This window comes from Hymenobacter perfusus (assembly GCF_003944765.1).
Taxonomy (GTDB): Bacteria; Bacteroidota; Bacteroidia; order Cytophagales; family Hymenobacteraceae; genus Hymenobacter; species Hymenobacter perfusus.
Window position 1 is genome coordinate 396,068 of sequence record NZ_RWIU01000003.1, and the last position, 17,220, is coordinate 413,287.

The window sequence follows — 17,220 nt, forward strand, 5'->3', positions numbered from 1 at the left end:
CAGAGGTAAAGATGCTTCGGTAAGCTCGGCATGACGTTCGTCAGCAGCCTAAATCGAAAACGCTACTGGCGGCGCTATTGGGGCGGTGAAGTAGTAGGAGTTGGCGGCTTCCACGAGGCCGGCGGCTAGAGTGTCGCCGGTCAGCTCGTCGACTAGGATGAAGGAGCCGGTGGCGTGGTTTTCCTGGTAGAGGTCGAGGGCCAGGGGCAGGGCGGTTTTGAGGCGCACCCGCACGATGTCGTTGAGCTGGGCCTGCTCGGTGTGGATGCGGCCGAAGGTTTGCACGTTCACCTTGTAGAGGATGCTGGGCACCGCCGCCTTCGTCAGGGCCGAGTGGTGCTGGATCAGCAGCTTGCGGCCGGGCCACAGGGGCTGCTCGCTCATCCAGCACAGGGTGGCTTCCAGCTCGCGGGTGAGGGTGGGCTCCTCGGGGCCGGCGGGCACCAGGGCGTCGCCGCGGCTCACGTCCACGTCGTCGCGCAGCCGGATGACCACGGCCTGCGGGGCGGTAGCCGTTTCCACCTCCTGCTGATTCACCTCAATAGCCTCGATTTCCGATTCCAGGCCCGAAGGCAGCACCCGCACGCGCTGGCCGCGGCGGTAGCTGCCGCTCAGCACCTGGCCGGCATAGCCGCGGTAGTCGGGCAGCTCGGGCGTCTGGGGGCGAATCACGTACTGCACCTGAAAGCGGGGTGCGGCGGCCGTTTCTACCGCGCCGGGCACGCTTTCCAGGTGTTCCAGCAGGCTGGGGCCGGTGTACCAAGGCAGGTGCTGGCTGGGCTTCACCACGTTGTCGCCCTGCAACGCGCTGAGCGGAATGGCCGTGGCGGCGGGCAGGTGGAAGTGGTTGGTGAGCTCGGCGTAATCAGTGGCAATGCGGGCGAAAACGGCCTCGTCGTAATTCACCAAGTCCATCTTGTTCACGGCCAGCACGAAGTGCCGGATGCCCAGCAGCGCGGCAATGAGGGTATGGCGGCGGGTCTGCTCAATCACACCCTGGCGGGCATCCACCAGCACAATGGCCAGGTCAGCGTTGCTGGCGCCCGTCACCATGTTGCGGGTGTACTGCACGTGGCCGGGCGCATCCGTAATGATGAACTTGCGGCGCGGGGTGGTGAAGTACTTGTAGGCCACGTCGATGGTGATGCCCTGCTCGCGCTCGGCCCGCAGGCCGTCGGTCAGCAACGCCAGGTCCACCACGCCGCCCGAGGCCTGCCGCTTCTCCAGCGCCGCCAGCACGTCCAGCGACACGGATTCCGAATCGTACAGCAGCCGCCCGATCAGGGTGCTCTTGCCGTCATCCACGCTGCCGCAGGTAATAAATCGAAGAAGGTCCATGAGGTGAGTTGGTGAAATGGTGAAATGGTGAGTTTGACGTTTTAGCGAGTTGGGGGAAGCTGGGTTGATTGATTTATTGGCGCAATCCGCGCCGTGCGAACATCAAACTCACCATTTCACCAACTCACTATTTCACCACTCAGAAATACCCGTTGCGTTTGCGGTCTTCCATGCCGGCTTCGGAGATGTTGTCGTCGAGGCGAGTGGCGCCCCGCTCGCTCACTTTGGCCAGCAGCAGGTCCTGGATGATGTCCTCCACGGTGGCCGCGTCGCTTTCCACGGCGGCCGTGCAGGTGGAGTCGCCCACGGTGCGGAAGCGCACCTGCCGGGTCACGATTTCGTCTTCGGCATCGAGCTGCAGGTGCTCGGAGAGGCCCAGCAGCTGGCCCGAAGGCAGCACCACGCAAGTGCGCTCGTGGCCGAAGTAGATGTCGGGCAGCGGAATGTTTTCGCGCTGGATGTAGCGCCACACGTCCAGTTCCGTCCAGTTGGAAATGGGGAAGACGCGCACGTTTTCGCCCTTCTGGATGCGGCCGTTGTAGATGTTCCAGAGCTCGGGGCGCTGGCGCTTGGGGTCCCACTGGCCAAACTCGTCGCGCACCGAGAAGATGCGCTCCTTGGCCCGGGCCTTCTCCTCGTCGCGCCGCGCCCCGCCGATGCAGGCGTCGAACTCGAACTCCTCAATCACCTCCAGCAGCGTGTAGGTCTGCAGCGGGTTGCGGCTGGGGAACTTGCCACCCGGCTCGCGCAGGCGCTGCCGCTTGATGGTGTCCTCCACTTTGCGCACGATGAGCTTTTCGCCCAGCTGGGCGGCCAGCAGGTCGCGGTAGGCCAGCACTTCGGGGAAGTTGTGGCCGGTATCCACGTGCACCAGCGGGAAGGGGAAGCGGCCGGGGCGGAAGGCTTTTTCGGCCAGGCGCGTGAGCACAATGGAATCCTTGCCGCCCGAAAACAGCAGGGCCGGCCGCTCAAACTGCCCCGCCACCTCCCGCAGGATGTGGATGGCTTCGGCTTCCAGCCGGTCGAGGTAATCGAAAGTGGTACTCATATGAGGTCTGGATTTCAGTTCGATGTAGGGCGGTTGTAGAGACACTTCGCGTCTCCCTCGTGCTGATGTTGGATAGGCGGCGCGGTGCCGGCCGTTCAACGACGAGACGCAAAATGTTGCGTCTCTACCTCGTGCTATCCAGCCGGTACCGGCTCCACCACCGGGTCGGGCCCGTCGTGATGCGGGGCGGCGGTGGCGTGGAGGCCACATTCCTTGGCCGCGAGGTCTTCCCACCACCAGCGGCCGGCCCGGAAATCCTCGCCGGGCCTGATGGCGCGGGTGCAGGGCGCGCAGCCGATGCTCACGAAGCCCTGCTGATGCAGCGGGTTCACCGGAATGCCCTCCTGCTGCACGAAAGCCAGCGCCTGCTCCCAGGTCCAGTCGAAGAGCGGGTGGATCTTGACCAGGTTATGCGCCGCGTCCCACTCCACCGGGTCCATGGTTTGGCGGTTCTGGGATTGTTCGGCCCGGATGCCGGTCACCCAGGCCCCGCGGCCGGCCAGGGCCCGGTTCAGGGGCTCCACTTTGCGGAGGTGGCAGCACTCCTTGCGGTTGTCCACGCTCTCGTAGAAGGAGTTGGGGCCTTTCTGCAGGAGCAGGTTTTCCAGGGCCTCCCGATGTGGGGCGTATACCGCAATGGGCTTCTGATACTTGATCAGCGTCTTGTTCCAGGTGGAATAGGTTTCCTGGAAGTTGCGGCCCGTATCGAGGGTGAACACCTCAATGGGCAGGTCGTGGGCGAAAATCAGGTGACTGAGGATCTGGTCTTCCAGCCCGAAGGAGGTGGAAAAAACGGCCTGACCGGGAAAGGTTTCGGCTACCAGACGCAGGCGCTCCGCAGCGGAGGCGGCCACCAGGTGAGGGCGCAGGCGGTCCAGCAAGGCGTGGGCGGCCGGCGCAGCATCAGCTACAGGCATGAGCAGGAAGAGGGGAGGAGGAAGCAGCCCGCCACGAAGGGCAAAGGCGTTCCGGCCAGCAGATGGCTTCGATAAAAACGGCCTACGCAGCGGCGCAGCGCGGTTTTTGCCAAAACAAAAACGGGTGTGCAACTCTCCTGGCCGACAGCACAAACGCGCAAATCAGCTCAGTAGCGGACTGTGCACAAACCAGGAAAACGAAAGCGTGCCTAGCCCCGACAACAGCCCATGCCTCGCATACCACAACATCCATGCTGTACGGCACAGAAGGTAGCGGAAACGGCGGCGGGGTTGAACAAGGATTTCACGGCTTGTTGTTTTTATATGGTCAGGACTTGGCACCGTTTCGGAAGTTCCGCTGGTTGCCGGCGTTTCGTCGAGCCTGTCTCTCCACGCCTCTGTATAAAAACAATCCTTTGTGGGGTAAAGAATTGATGTCCCAAAGGTAAGGGACGAAATTTTACACTTGCAAATTTTTCTTTTCTGAGAAAGAAATTGTAGCAGTTGATAGCCCGCAAAAGCCAACATCTGGTCTGTGCAAATACCAGGTAAATCAAGCGTTAACGAGGGCGGAGAGCCTTCGGAAATAGATTAGGCATCAAGCCGCTTTTTCAGGCTCCGGAACAGTGTTATTACCTCGGGGGCGGTGCCGGTAACCAGAATCAGGCCGCCGTACACAGCGGTTATTACCGTTGAACGGAGCAGCATAGTAAGCAGCGGCGAGCCAAGCGCTGGCACCAGCCACGCCAACCCACCCGCCACCGCCGTGATGAACAGAATCAGCGGAATGCGCCACGTAAACGGCTGCATGCCAAAGCTATGCCACACAAACCAGGTGCGGGCCAGGTTAATGCTCATCTGGGCGACCACTGCGGCCAGGGCTGCTCCTCGTATCCCCAGGCGCGGAATCAGCACTACGTTGAGGCCGATGGTGAGTAGGGCCAGGGAACTGTTGAAAATCAGGTCGGAGCGGTAGCGGGGGGAGGTGATTAGGATGAGGCCGTTCACGCCGGTAATGCCATCGAACAGGCGACTGCTTAGCAGCAGCAGCACTACCACGGTGCCCTGCGCGTAGTCGGCGCGCATCAGGGAGTAGATAAAGTCCAGGTTCAGCCCGATGCCCAGGGCCAGGAAGCAGCCGATGAGGGTGTTGAGACGGGTGGTGCGCCGGTAAAAATCGGCCATGCCCACTAAGTTCTGCTGCTTCCAGTAGTCAGCCAGCAGCGGGAAGGCAATCTTGTTGAGGGAGCGGGCCGGAATAGCCAGGGCCGTACTGATGTTGAAGGCAATGCCATAAATGCCGGCCGCCGCCAGGTTCACCTGCGCCCCAACCATCAGGTTATCGATGTACATGATGATGCTGCCGGCCAGGGAGCTCAGGAGCGTAAAGGCGCCCACGCTTAGCAACTCCTGCACCGGCCGAACCGCCAGCACCGCTCGCCGGGGCCGCCAGTGCAGCTCCCCGATATGCAGCAGATAACCAGTTAGCAGCAGCACTAGCACCGCATTAACGCTCACATACCACAGCACGTACCCGTGAAACGACAGCCAGCCCTGGGCAAACAGCACTGCCCCGCCCAAAATGAGCAGGCGCAGCAGAATATCCTGCAGAAACGAGGAAAACGCCGTGTGGTAGAGTGCCTTCAGATACGCATCGAGCAGGGAATACAGTAGCGTGAACAGTGCAAAAACGGCCGCCCAGAGGTAGTAGGGTGCCAGTACAGCGGCCTCCTTTTCGTACACGGCCATCAGCACCGGCCGGCCCATGAGGTACAGAGCCAGCACCACCACAAAGCCCAGCAGCGGCACGCCCACCAGCAGCGGCAGAAACCCGTGGTGACCGTTCTCTCGGTTGCGGAAGTAGGGAAAAAACCGGATGCCCACGCTGGCAAACCCAAATGCGGCTACCTGTGCAAACAGCGTCGCCACCGCCGAGAGGGTAGTGGTCAGCCCCAGCTGCTGCGGCTCCAGGAACCGGGGCAGCACCAGTGTGGTACTCACAAACCCCAGCGCCAGCCCCAGGTAGGAAATGATGGTGTTACGCAGCCCCTGCCGCTGAACGATGCCCAAGAGGTGAAGTGGTGATTTAGTGAATAAGTGGGTTGGCGGCCTGCCTGTCATCCTGAGCTTGCGAAGGACCTTATCACGTCAGAACGATTTTGTTCTTGCGTAATAGGGGGGCTTTGCTCCGCTCAAAAGTCCGGGCGGAAGTAAATCCACTGGCAAATATCCTGACCGTTGACAAATGCTACATGACGGCTGCGAAGGTACTCCATGATAGCACGGAACTCGCGGGGGCCGTTACGAGTGTTGGCGGGGTCGAAGTTCTCGTTGTGCCAGAGCACCGTGCACACGCCCCCGAACCGCTCAATTTCCCGGAACATGGGTAGTAGGGCCGGTAGGATTTCCTCGGGAGCCAGCTGCAGGTAGCGCGGGTGGTGGAGCGTGGCGTCCATTACGTTGAGCGGTATTTCGAGGAAGTCAACTGCTTCGCCACGTTGGAATAGAAACGGTTGGAATGGCAAACAGTAACTGTTGCGGAAACCATAACGCTCGGCAAAACCCAGCGTTGTGTCGTATGCAAACGGGCTATTATCGAGGAGTTGAGGCGTCATGCGTGACTCCCAGTAGAGATAGTGATACCGGAGCCCGGCCACATATTCACTAGAGCGGCTGATAGCAGACATTAGACGTTGCCTTTCCTCGGTAAGCTGTTGAATACAAGCTGCTGTACCAATGCTTCCGTGTAATCCTATTGCTGCTTCCCTGCTGTGCAGAAGCGGCCAATCCTTTCTTATAGCAGACAGAGAATAATCCGCGTTGGGCGTGCCGTTAGCAGCTTTTCGGTGCTCGGGCAGGAAGAAGAATGTGCTTTTGGCGTCGTATTCGGCCACAACTTGCTGTACTTGGGCTAGATTGTCCCAGGCGTCTTTCTGAGTGAAGTGCTGCCACAACAGCCGGCCGACTTCTAGTGCTTTGCCCCGCCGCAAAGCCGCTTTAACGGGCTCTTTCCAGGCACTGTAGAGGTTGTCGATGTCGTGGGTGATGAAGGCGGCCCAGGCGCGGCCATCGGCCCAGCGGCGCGGATGCAGGGGCTGGCCGCCTGCGTGTTCCACGGCCACCCGCAGCACCTCGAAGTAGTAATTCACTACCGGCACTGTTACAAAGCCGTAGCGCTTCTGCACACTGGCCGCGTAGGGGAAGCGCCCGTGCTGGTCCCGCTCGTCGGAGTAGAATTCCTGCCAGCCGCTGAGCAGATAGAAGGCTGCCGAAATTACATCGGCGTTGATGCGCGCCTGGCCTCCGGGCAGCAGTTCCAGCAGAGGCTGGGCGGGCTGGTCGTCGAAAAAGAACGGTAGCTGTTGCCCCTGCCACTCACGGTAGGTGGGTGCGGTCGGGTAGGGGTTCGTACCCGCAAAAAAGTCGTGGCCCAGGGCTGCCACTTCCACCTGCGGCTGCACATCAGCGTACCCGATGCTGACCTTCGGGACCATGTCAAATGCCTGCCAAAAGTGTTGCAGTACGTAGAACAGTCGGGTATCGGCAGTGGTGGCGGGCACGGAAGGCAGCGGCGGTAACATGCCGCAAGGTACTATTCAGAACAGCTCTGCGCCCTCCGCGCAATCCTCGGCGTCTTCTGCGGGCTAATCTCGTTTGGGCTGCTGCCCTTCAGCTGGCAGCCACTCATCCAGCAACCGCGCGGCCCGGGCCTGGCTGTGGCCTTCATCGGCAGTGCCCAGGGTGGCATTGTAGTAGGCCGCACGTTGGTAGAGGTCCAGCGGCTTGTGCTGCTGGTAACGCTGGAGCCAGGCCCCCAGCTCCGGCAAAGTGGAAGCCCGCTCGATGAGGCCGTGGGCCACATAGCCGTAATAATCGTCGGCTATAGCATGCGTGCCGAAACGATAGTATAGGCTCGCTAGGTTGAGCAATGTAGCCTCCAGATGGGAGCTGGTATCGGCGGCAATGAGGGCATCATGGGCGGCCAGAAACTCGAAAATACCCTGCTGCCGGGCGTCGGAAAATTGCAGGGTAGGGTGCAGTTGCTGCAGGAAGCGAAAGTCGCGCGTATCGCCGGGGTGGGGGCGAAAAGTGAACGTGAGGTGCGGAAACTCCCGTAGCAGGTAAGCCAGCGTCTCGGCAAGAACGGGCAGGTCGTCGAGCGTGTTGCAGGCTATGGCCACCCGCTGCACAGTAGGCTGCAGATTGCGCTGCGCCAGAAATGCATCGGCCTTGGGCATGCCCACCAGTTCCACACGGCCCCGTACCGGCCCGCACTGTCGGTATTTGTCCAGCGCGTCCTGGCCTTCCAACAGGCTTAGGTCGAAGCCCAGCGGCGGGAAGTTGGTGCTCACGCTGGCGTGCTGGATGTAGGCCGTGGGTACGCCTTCGGCCTGGCAGGCCAGCAGCAGGGCTCGGGCGTCGTCGTTGTGGTCGTTGGCAAATACTATCGCCCGGGGCCGATAGTGGCGCAGGGCGCGCCGGTATACCTCGTAGTATCCGATGGCGTTGAAAACCAGGTCGAAAAACCGCCAGGCCCGCCCGCCTTCCGTGCGGCGCAGGGCACGGTATACGCTTGGCAGCTGACCGTAGTACAACAGCTTGCGGCGCAGGGAAAGCCGGTTCACTTGCCGGTTGTAGCGGCCAATCTGCTTGCTCTGACCAGCCACCAGCACGGCATCGGGGCGGGCGTCGCGCAGAAAGTGGAGTGAGTCGTAGTTGTTCTGACTGACCACGTATAGCCACACCTTACCGCGCAGATCCTCGGGGTTGCGCACTTTCCGGAACATATTGCCCACCAGCCGCAAAGCCGCGTAGCCGGCTACCTTCAGCAGCCGTTTCCAGGGGCTGCGCGGCGAAATTGGCTCTAGGGTGTGGTCTGGGAACGACAGAAAATGGTCCGTAAAACGAACGTACAGGATGTCGTAGAGGCGGGTGGCCTGCTCATTCATATGCTCCGGTGACCATTATCCAATGTGCCGGATCAGCATGAACGCTTCCGCCAGCGGCTGGCCAATAACAATACCCCAACGCTGGGCCAGAATCCGGAGAGCTTCCGGAGAGCGGGGGTGAGGATATGCGCGCTTCTCGAACTCATAAGCCTCCATACCCGCAATTTTGGCGGCTATATCCTCTTCACGTATCGCCAGGAAAAAATTAGGCAGAAAGGGGTTAGGATAGTTAGCCGCTTGCCACTCTGTGCTGGAAGGGGTTTCGCAGGCTAGAATAGTGAGCATCGGTTCTCCCGGAACTGGGCGCGTACCCGTAACTACCGCCTCAAAGGTACGGCGGTGGTCGATGTTCGTGTCGCCGCCGTGGTGAGTAAAAATGACGTCGGGCTGAAAGGACTCTTTTTCCTGCTCTACCACCTTTACTAGGTCCAGTAAGTCAACTGAATCGAAGCGGTTGTCGGCAAAATCGTAGATGCCGGTAGAGTGGTAACCGATGGCTGCCGCCGCCCGGGCAATATTAGCCCGGTGTACGGCTAGTTCGGTAGTCCATTGCTCGGGCTTGCGCATGTCAGCGCGCGACGTCAGGCCTTCACCCAGGATAACGGCTCGGGCAGTGCAGCCCTGTTGGTGGACCAGCCGGTGAATAGTAGCACCTAGGCCCAGAAGTTCGTCGTCGGGGTGGGCTACTACCACCAATATGCGCTTGTTATGCAATTCCATCGGTGTCAGGAGATATAGCCAGCAGGCGCTGATATTCGGGGGGCAGCACAGAAGAAAAGGGCTGGCCGGTGTAAAACTTGATGCCGCGGCGGCGCAGAAAATCCCGGAAATCCTCTTCCGGAGCCGAGAAGCTGCCGCTAGCCTGCATAGTGCTTAAGTCGAAAACCACACCGTTGCAATGAATGCGCTGAGTTGCGGCATCGTATGATACGCGCACGTCCAACTCTTTGTAGGCCGCCAACTTGTTATAATCGGTCAGGATGCCGTGTACGGCGGCCTCGTTGCGGCCAGTATCGGGGCGAGGGTACACATTCTCCCTGATGATGCGTACGGGAATACCACCGGCCAAGCAGCCGTCGGGCAGGTCCTTGTTGATCAGGGAATTGGTGCCAATGACTACATTGTTGCCGATACGGCGGTTGGGAAGTACGGTGGACTTGGCCGGCAGCCACACTTTATCACCAATGTGTACTGGCCCAAAATCGGCCGGGAAACCTTCCAGAATGGGCAAATACGAGCCGTGGGTCCACACAGCTACGTCTTCGCCAATGCCTACATACTCACCAATGGTAATGGCGTGGTTAACATTCAGGGTGATGCGCGCACAAATCATGGAATAGGAGCCAACCTCTAAATGGGCATCCTCGCTGAACTTGCCGCCGTGGCCCACCACTACGTTCGAATCCCAGTACACGTACCGGCCCACCCGCACCGTGCGGGCCGTGATATTATTCTGGCTGCCGAAGATGGTTAAGTCGCCAATAGTCAGTTGTTGTCCAACTAGAAAGGTGTTATCAGCTCCCAGTGTCACGTCGTCGCCAATCACACACTCAGTGGCCCGAATGGTTGTATTCGGGCCGATGCGGAAGTTACGGCCGATGCTGAGGCGTTCGGCAATGATAAAGCTGCCGTTGTCAAATTTCCGGATTTCCATTGCGCTAGAATTCTGGGTTGGAGGGTGGGGCCTAGAGGGCATCCCAGGTAAGCGCCGTACCACGCCGGAGCGGCTTGCGCACCTGCCGGCCTAGCAACTCCGGCAGGTGGGCCGGCGCTAAGCCGTGACCAGGCCGAATTACTCGGATATTGTCTGTGGTCAGCACTTCGCCAGCGGCAATATCCTGCACCACGTACAAAGAGCGGCGGAAGCCTAACGACTTCTGCTCGGCGGCGGTAGGCCCGTAAAACACGTTGCCCAACGCCTGTTGCGCCTGCGTGCATTCTTCCACCAAGCGGCGCATCTCGTCAGGTTCCATTGAAAACGAGGAGTCCGGTCCTCCATCGGCGCGCCGAATTGTCAGATGTTTTTCAATGACGGCGGCCCCCAGTACGGTGGCTGCTACGCTTACCCCCGTGCCCATAGTGTGGTCAGAGAGTCCTACGTGGCAGCCTAGCATATCACGCATGTGCGGGATGGTGCGCAGGTTGGTGTTAAGTGGTAAGGCCGGATACGTGCTGGTGCATTTAAGCAGAACGACTTGCTCGTTACCTTCTTCCCGCATAATCTGCACCATCCGTTCCAGGTCGGCCAGATCAGCCATGCCAGTGGAAATAATAACCGGCTTGCCCGTGCGGGCTGCCCGGCGAATCAAATCAGGCCAGTTGTTTTCGAAAGAGGCAATCTTATACGCCGGGCAGTTAAGGGTTTCCAGGAAGTTAATGGCCTCCACCGAAAACGGAGAGCTGAAGCCAATCATTCCATGCGCAGCGGCCCGCTCAAAAATGGGCGCGTGCCACTCGAAGGGAGTATGATTAGTGGTGTAGAGTTCATAAAGCGACTGACCTTCCCAGTCAGAGTTGGCCCCTCGCACTACAAAATCCGGTTCCCGGCTGTCCAGCGTGAGCATATCGGGTGTGCTGGTCTGAATTTTCAGGCCCTGGCAGCCAGCGGCGGCGGCGGCATCCACAATCTCCAGGGCTTTTTCCAGCGACTGGCCGTGGTTGCCCGACATTTCGGCAATGATAAAAGGGGCGTGGCCGGTACCAATGCGGTGGGTGCCCAGAAGGATGTCTTGCATGCTGTGGAGATAGAAGCTAGTTCGGAGGCAAAAAGGGCAGCCGAAATACGTCAAAGGTGCTGCCATGCAGTTGCACGGCCGGTTGTAGCGCAAAGCCTACCCGCTCAAACACCCGACGGGACGGCAAGTTACCGGCTTTTACCTGGGCTACCAGCGTCCAGGGCCCAGGCCGCTCACGGCGCAGTTCCAGAATAGCTCGTAGCAATACCGCCAGCCCCAGTCCCTGGCCTCGTGCCGTTGCCGCCACCGAATAGTCGATGAGTGCTTCTGAACCGGTAAATTCCAACCGCACTTGTCCTACGGGTTGGCCTTGCTGTTCAAAGTAGTACAGATAGGTTTCAGCATCGTCCAAGCGACGGGAAAACCACCTTTGATGCTGCTCCCACGCAATAGTTTCCTGCCTGATAGCATTGCTGCGTACAGCCGGATCATTGGCCCACAGCAAATATTGCTTGCTATCGGCAGCAGTAGCGCGCCGGGCTGTTAAAGCGTAGGAGAGGGCTAATGTTCGAAATACCTGACGCAGACGTTCCGCCGCCAGCCCATCGAAAACGGCCTGTTGACGCTGCTGTAAACGGTGAGCGGTAGCGGGCAACTCCGCTGTCGGCAGAGTAGCCAGTTGTGAAACAGGCAGGGCCAGCCCGTTTTCCGTCAGGTAGGTAAATAGGTGCTGCTGGTTGTCGGCAATGAGATGCAGCAGTACGAGGCCACCAACTGCGCAACATTCATATGCAATACCACTGGGTGGGCAGATATATATGCCGCAACGCTGCAACATAACAGCCATCTGCTCAGCCGTCAGGTTGTGGTGGAGCTGCACATTCGGCCAGTCCTGCGTGGCTGCCTGCAAGGTTGCTTGGTGAGGGTAGGCACTACCAGTAACTACCTCAAACCGGTGCTGCGGCAACCATTGAAGTACCTGCTTCAGTGCTGCCAGGGTATGGTTTTCGGGGTCGGCGCCGCCCATATTCAGGAACACCCGGTTGGTATCGGGAGCATTACGGGGCAGGGTAGCAGACTCGCGAAAGGGCCGCCGAAGTAGAGCGTATGCAGGCCCCAGGCAAAGCTGCGTACCAGGTTCGTGCCGATAACTGCTGGCTGAGATGCCGCCTGCCTGATTCAGAACCACATCGGCCCACATATAATGACTGACCAGATCATCAAGGTAGACTACGGCCTGGCGGTGTTGCTTCAACTGCTGCTGATAGGAGGGCGTGAAATGATAGCCATCCAGCACCAGTATGTCGGGGGTAGAAATTTGCGCGCGCAGCCAGTCAGGTTCATCAGTCAGAGTAAGCCCAAGAGGCACGTGTAAGACGGTAAAGCCAGCCTGCTGCACCTGGGCTTCCACCGTTGCTGACGGTTCACGCAAAGCAAACGTGCAGACAAAATCCGACGCCAGCATATCTGCCAGAGCCAGGCAGCGGGTCAGATGCCCTAAGCCAATGAGGGAATTGCCATCCGTGCGAAATAGAATACGGGAAGCTGTCATGCCTCTAGACCTTTTTCTGCTCGATGTGCGCATTAAGTGCTACCAGTTCTGGATGTGCATCCAGTAGGGCGATAAGCTCGTTAGTTGTCAGCTGATGGGCGTTGTACTCTTCAATAAGGGTGCTAATAAGGGTGAAATCGTCGGCGGTATCTACGGTTAGTCGGTAACTGCTGCGGTCAGGCTGGCGGCCGATGTGCCAGAACCGAACGGTACCGGATCGGTTCTGATGCATGTAGGGTGTTACATGCTCCAGATCGGGGGCTAACGTAGCGTGCTGCATTGCTTCGGCTAATAGTTCCCGGGAAAAAATCTCGAAGTCCAGACCCCTGGGGAAAGTGCGTTCCAGCACATTGGAAAGGTACAGCCGATTGTCATCTGCCCGCAGATATTCTTGTACGCTCCTCGCAATGAGTTCCCCATCCAGTAGCGGGCAATCAGACGTAACACGTACTATCACATCAAGCTCATTGGCTTCGGCACAGTGCCAATAGCGACTCAGTACATTGTCTTCGCTGCCTCGCAGGTAAGGCAACTTGTGTGCCTGGGCAAAATCGGCCAGCACGTCATCAGTCTGGTTTGTAGTGATGGCCATGTATATAGGCAAGTGGCTGGCCTGTAGACGCTGCACATGATAGTGTAGCATGGGGCGGCCGGCAATAGGACGCAGCACCTTACCCGGTAGGCGGGTACTCGTCATGCGGGCCTGCGAAATGATGCCAACGTTTTTCAAAAGCGGAGTAAGTTGGAGCGGAATTAAGGGAATTAGAAATCCGATTGACCGATGCTACGTTCGCACTATTTCCAGAATACTATCAATCACATACTGCTGCTCTTCGTCGGTAAGGCTTGGAAACAGTGGAATGCTCAGGCAGTGCGCGTAGTACGCTTCAGCCAGCGGGAAGTCGCCGGGGTTCCAACCTAAACGCTGGTAATACGGCATGGTATGCACCGGAATATAATGTACCTGTGCAAAAATCTGCCTTTCACGGAGCGCATCATAGAGTCGTTTGCGGTCAGGCACTTGAATAACGTAAAGATGATATGCATGGCCCGGTGCACCTGCCAGGGGGCGCACGGCAGCCACGTTAGCAAAGGCGGCATCATAGCGCGCTGCCAATACACGGCGGCGCATCAGTCCTTCATCGGCGCGACGTAGCTGGCTGATACCGAGGGCGCAAAGCATATCCGGCATGCGGTAATTGTAGCCTAGCTCCTGCATTTCCATATACCAGCCACCATCGTTTCGGGCCATTTGGACAGGGTCCTTGGTAATGCCGTGCGTACGTAACTTCAGGAGCCGCTCATACAGGTCATGCCGATTAGTCGTAATCATGCCGCCTTCACCGGTGGCAATATGCTTTACCGGGTGGAAACTGAAAATGGCCAGATCTGCTAACTGCCCGTTGCCACAACGCTGTTCCCGGTTCTGCGAATCGACAAAAGAGCCACCCGGCGCATGACACGCATCTTCAATAATCCAGAGGCCAAACTCATTGGCCAGCTTGCGGGCTTCCTCCAGGTCCACGGCCAATCCGGCAAAGTCTACCGGAATCAGGCCGTGAAAATGGCCTTTAGGGTAACTTTCCAGCAACCGGCGTACGGCTCTCAAATCCAGCAGAGCGGTAGCAGGGTCTATATCAGCAAAATATACTTCGCCGCCACAGTAACGCACGCAGTTGGCCGAAGCCGCAAACGTAATGGGCGTAGTGATGACGCGCTGCCCCGGCTGTACATGTAACGCCAAGGCACACAGATGCAAGGCTGCTGTACCGTTGCTGACGGCCACGGCGTATTTGGCTCCTGTATAAGCAGCAAACTGCTGCTCAAACTCGGCTACTTTAGGCCCTTGGGTCAGGTAGTCAGAGAGTAAGGTTTCGGTAACAGCCTGAATATCCTCGGAGGTGATATGCTGGCGGCCGTAAGGAATAGGTTCCATATACGCTTGCTGAGTCAAAGAATGCAAAGGTTAGAAATGATTAATGATGAACAAACATCAGGAAGGAAAGTAGTAGCTTCGTCTCAACAGAATCAAGCCCTTTATTCTTGGTACCTTCTTTTTTCTTTTTATGAAGAAATTTTTCAAAACAACTTTATTCTTTGCAGGACAATTGTTTTGCGGTGTGATGTCAATTACAGATGCTCAAGCTCAAAAGGAGTATAGTAACTGGTATTTCGGCAACCAAGCTGGCGTTTCCTTCACATCCGGAAACCCACAGACTATTACAGGTAGTGCTATGACTACCTACGAGGGCTGTTCTTCCATATCTAATCCTCAAGGCCAGCTTTTAATGTATAGCAATGGGGAAGCTATATGGGATGCAAACCATCAGGTGATGCCTAATGGTAATTCCTTAGGTTCGCATAATTCTGCCTCCCAAGGAGTTGTAATTCTGCGTGCTCCCGGTAGTAGCACGATATATTATGTTTTTACAGTTGATGCTATTGATAATAATTTAGCTGGAGGGTTGCGGTATTCAGTGGTAGATATGTCGTTGCGAGGCGGCCTAGGTGACGTAACAGCTACCAAAGCAGTTCGGCTTCCTACACCTACAACTACTGGTAAAGTGACAGAAAAGCTTACAGCAGCACTACATGCGAATGGCCGGGACTATTGGGTTGTAGTGCACGGATGGGAAAGCAATAATTTTTTCAGTTTTCTTCTAACGTCAACCGGAATTAATTCTGTTCCGGTAGTTAGTGCAGTAGGGCCAGTTCATCAGGGTGGAGGAAGTTTCTTTGGGGCAGCAAATGCCGTTGGCTATATGAAGATATCTCCTAACGGTGCTAAACTGGCATTAGCTCAGCGTGATAGTCAATTTGAACTCTATGACTACAATAACAATTCCGGACAGGTATCAAACTACCTCAGTTTGCGTGGAACGAGCAGCTTTCATTATGGGGTAGAGTTTTCTCCCGATAACTCTCGCTTGTACACAACTATGTACTCAGACGGCGGATTTGATACCAATGTGTATCAGTATAATCTGCAAGCTGGTTCTGGAACTGCCATACAAAATTCCCGGCAGATAGTAGCTAGTATCCCGGGTTTGTCAAGCGCAATACAAGCGGCTTCTGATGGCAAGTTGTATTTATCAGCCCTCAATAAGTCTTACTTGAATTCCATTGAGTATCCCAATAACTTGGGTAATGCGTGTGGATTTCAACAAAATTCTGTAGCGCTGGGGATTAAACTTGGACAGAACGGTTTGCCAAATCAGCCAAATGTTGCAAGTGTAATTATGAAAAACATAGCACCATCTGCTATGAGTCGTTTAAAAATTTATCCAAATCCTACTAAAGAGTTTATAGTGCTATCTATTTCTGATAGTGAGATAAGGAATATGGATAAAATATCTCTCATAGACATGGCAGGGAAAACAGTTGCAGAGTATAAAGTAGCTGAGCTTACGGTTATAAAAGGTGAATTTATTATTCCGGTAAATGCAATAGCTCGAGGAGAATATATTGTTAAAGCTATTAGTCCTAATGAGAGTGTCACCAAACTAGTAGTGCTTGAATAAGTGTAGTGCTTGAATAAGTACATTTGATAAGTGGCAGGCAAAAAGCAACGGCCGACATACCACTAGTATGTCGGCCGTTGCTTTTTGCCTGCCACTTATAGCAGTTTCGCGAACGGTGTAGAGACGCGAAGTGTCGCATCTCTACAGCACACGTACAGCGTTTACGAAACAGCTATATCAAATGGCAAAATCCGCATCCACATGCAACCGGATTTCTTCGCGAATCTGCTCCGCGTTCAGCCACTCGGTGTTGTTGCTGGAGTTGTAATGGAAGCCAGGCTCTACACGGCGGCCCCCGAAGTGGCGAATAAAGTCATCCACGTCCCAGCGCGGGGTGAAGGGCAGAATCACGTAGTATTTAGCCAGCTCCACCGTGCTCAGGGCGTCGGTTTCGGTAATCATTTCCTCGTGCAGCTTCTCACCCGGCCGGATGCCCACAATTTCCTGGCGACAGTCGGGGGCGATGGCCTTGGCCACTTCGGTAATCACGTAGCTCGGAATCTTGGGCACGAAGATTTCACCGCCCCAGCTGTGCTCCAGCGCGTACAGTACCAGGTCCACGCCTTGCTCCAGCGAAATGTGGAAGCGCGTCATGTCGGGGTGGGTGATGGGCAGCACGCCGGACTCGCGGCGTTGCAGGAAAAACGGCACCACCGAGCCCCGGGAGCCAATTACGTTGCCGTAGCGCACCACCGAGAAACGTAAATCCCGGCTGCCCTTCATGTTGTTGGCAGCCACGAACAGCTTATCGGAGCAGAGCTTGGTGGCCCCGTAGAGGTTGATAGGGGCGGCAGCCTTGTCGGTACTCAGCGCTACCACGTCCTTCACCCCGCAGTCGAGGGCGGCGTTAATCACGTTTTCGGCCCCGAAAATGTTGGTTTTGATGCACTCCATCGGGTTGTACTCGGCGGCGGGTACCTGCTTGAGGGCGGCGGCGTGCACAATGATGTCGATGCCCTCGCAGGCCCGTTTCAGCCGCTCCCCGTCGCGCACGTCGCCGATGAAGTAGCGGATGGCGGGGTATTTGGCGTGCGGAAACTGCTGCGACATTTCGTACTGCTTCAGCTCGTCGCGGGAGTACACCACCAAGCGTTTTACGTCGGGAAACAGCTCAAATACCGTTTGCACGAACTTTTTGCCGAACGAACCGGTGCCGCCGGTTACCAGGATGGATTTATGGTTGAGGTCGAGGGCCATGCTATGGGAACAGGGCCGGCCAC

Annotated in this window: 14 protein-coding genes and 1 riboswitch; of the genes, 1 reads left to right on the forward strand and 13 read right to left on the reverse strand. The window is 57.1% G+C overall.

What is annotated here, in order from left to right; genetic code table 11:
- Positions 1 to 48: 48 nt before the first annotated feature.
- From EI293_RS11555 to pseC, 12 genes are all read right to left on the reverse strand, one after another.
- Complete coding sequence (locus EI293_RS11555) at positions 49 to 1,338, reverse strand: sulfate adenylyltransferase subunit 1 (RefSeq protein WP_125437752.1); 1,290 nt, start codon at positions 1,336 to 1,338, stop codon at positions 49 to 51.
- 139 nt (positions 1,339 to 1,477) lie between these two features.
- On the reverse strand, positions 1,478 to 2,386 hold the full coding sequence (gene cysD / locus EI293_RS11560) for a sulfate adenylyltransferase subunit CysD (RefSeq protein ID WP_125437754.1): 909 nt from the start codon (positions 2,384 to 2,386) through the stop codon (positions 1,478 to 1,480).
- Between the two features lie 134 nt (positions 2,387 to 2,520).
- Positions 2,521 to 3,303, reverse strand: coding sequence for a phosphoadenylyl-sulfate reductase (locus tag EI293_RS11565; protein WP_125437756.1), 783 nt, complete (start codon positions 3,301 to 3,303; stop codon positions 2,521 to 2,523).
- A 317-nt stretch (positions 3,304 to 3,620) separates the two neighbouring features.
- A riboswitch (SAM riboswitch) is annotated at positions 3,621 to 3,712 on the reverse strand.
- 182 nt (positions 3,713 to 3,894) lie between these two features.
- Positions 3,895 to 5,373 (reverse strand): lipopolysaccharide biosynthesis protein, encoded by a 1,479-nt coding sequence (locus EI293_RS11570; protein ID WP_170170348.1) that lies wholly within the window; start codon positions 5,371 to 5,373, stop codon positions 3,895 to 3,897.
- Positions 5,374 to 5,495: 122 nt separating this feature from the next.
- Complete coding sequence (locus EI293_RS11575) at positions 5,496 to 6,884, reverse strand: DUF7033 domain-containing protein (RefSeq protein WP_125437760.1); 1,389 nt, start codon at positions 6,882 to 6,884, stop codon at positions 5,496 to 5,498.
- Positions 6,885 to 6,947: 63 nt separating this feature from the next.
- Complete coding sequence (locus EI293_RS11580) at positions 6,948 to 8,252, reverse strand: hypothetical protein (RefSeq protein WP_125437762.1); 1,305 nt, start codon at positions 8,250 to 8,252, stop codon at positions 6,948 to 6,950.
- Positions 8,253 to 8,267: 15 nt separating this feature from the next.
- On the reverse strand, positions 8,268 to 8,972 hold the full coding sequence (locus EI293_RS11585) for a PIG-L deacetylase family protein (RefSeq protein WP_125437764.1): 705 nt from the start codon (positions 8,970 to 8,972) through the stop codon (positions 8,268 to 8,270).
- Entirely contained in the window at positions 8,959 to 9,906 is a 948-nt protein-coding gene (locus EI293_RS11590) for an acyltransferase (RefSeq protein ID WP_170170349.1), read from the reverse strand. Before EI293_RS11590 ends, EI293_RS11585 begins: the two co-directional genes overlap by 14 nt.
- A 31-nt stretch (positions 9,907 to 9,937) precedes the next feature.
- Positions 9,938 to 10,987 (reverse strand): pseudaminic acid synthase, encoded by a 1,050-nt coding sequence (gene pseI, locus EI293_RS11595; protein ID WP_125437768.1) that lies wholly within the window; start codon positions 10,985 to 10,987, stop codon positions 9,938 to 9,940.
- A 16-nt stretch (positions 10,988 to 11,003) separates the two neighbouring features.
- Complete coding sequence (pseG, locus tag EI293_RS11600; protein WP_170170350.1) at positions 11,004 to 12,479, reverse strand: UDP-2,4-diacetamido-2,4,6-trideoxy-beta-L-altropyranose hydrolase; 1,476 nt, start codon at positions 12,477 to 12,479, stop codon at positions 11,004 to 11,006.
- Positions 12,480 to 12,483: 4 nt separating this feature from the next.
- Entirely contained in the window at positions 12,484 to 13,209 is a 726-nt protein-coding gene (locus EI293_RS11605; RefSeq protein ID WP_125437772.1) for a cytidylyltransferase domain-containing protein, read from the reverse strand.
- Between the two features lie 54 nt (positions 13,210 to 13,263).
- Complete coding sequence (gene pseC / locus EI293_RS11610; protein ID WP_125437774.1) at positions 13,264 to 14,415, reverse strand: UDP-4-amino-4,6-dideoxy-N-acetyl-beta-L-altrosamine transaminase; 1,152 nt, start codon at positions 14,413 to 14,415, stop codon at positions 13,264 to 13,266.
- Positions 14,416 to 14,545: 130 nt separating this feature from the next.
- Between pseC and EI293_RS11615 the strand changes: the two genes are divergently transcribed.
- Complete coding sequence (locus EI293_RS11615; protein ID WP_125437776.1) at positions 14,546 to 16,000, forward strand: T9SS type A sorting domain-containing protein; 1,455 nt, start codon at positions 14,546 to 14,548, stop codon at positions 15,998 to 16,000.
- A 177-nt stretch (positions 16,001 to 16,177) separates the two neighbouring features.
- On the opposite strand, the gene pseB is transcribed toward EI293_RS11615, so the two are convergent.
- On the reverse strand, positions 16,178 to 17,197 hold the full coding sequence (gene pseB / locus EI293_RS11620; RefSeq protein WP_125437778.1) for a UDP-N-acetylglucosamine 4,6-dehydratase (inverting): 1,020 nt from the start codon (positions 17,195 to 17,197) through the stop codon (positions 16,178 to 16,180).
- Positions 17,198 to 17,220 lie beyond the last annotated feature (23 nt).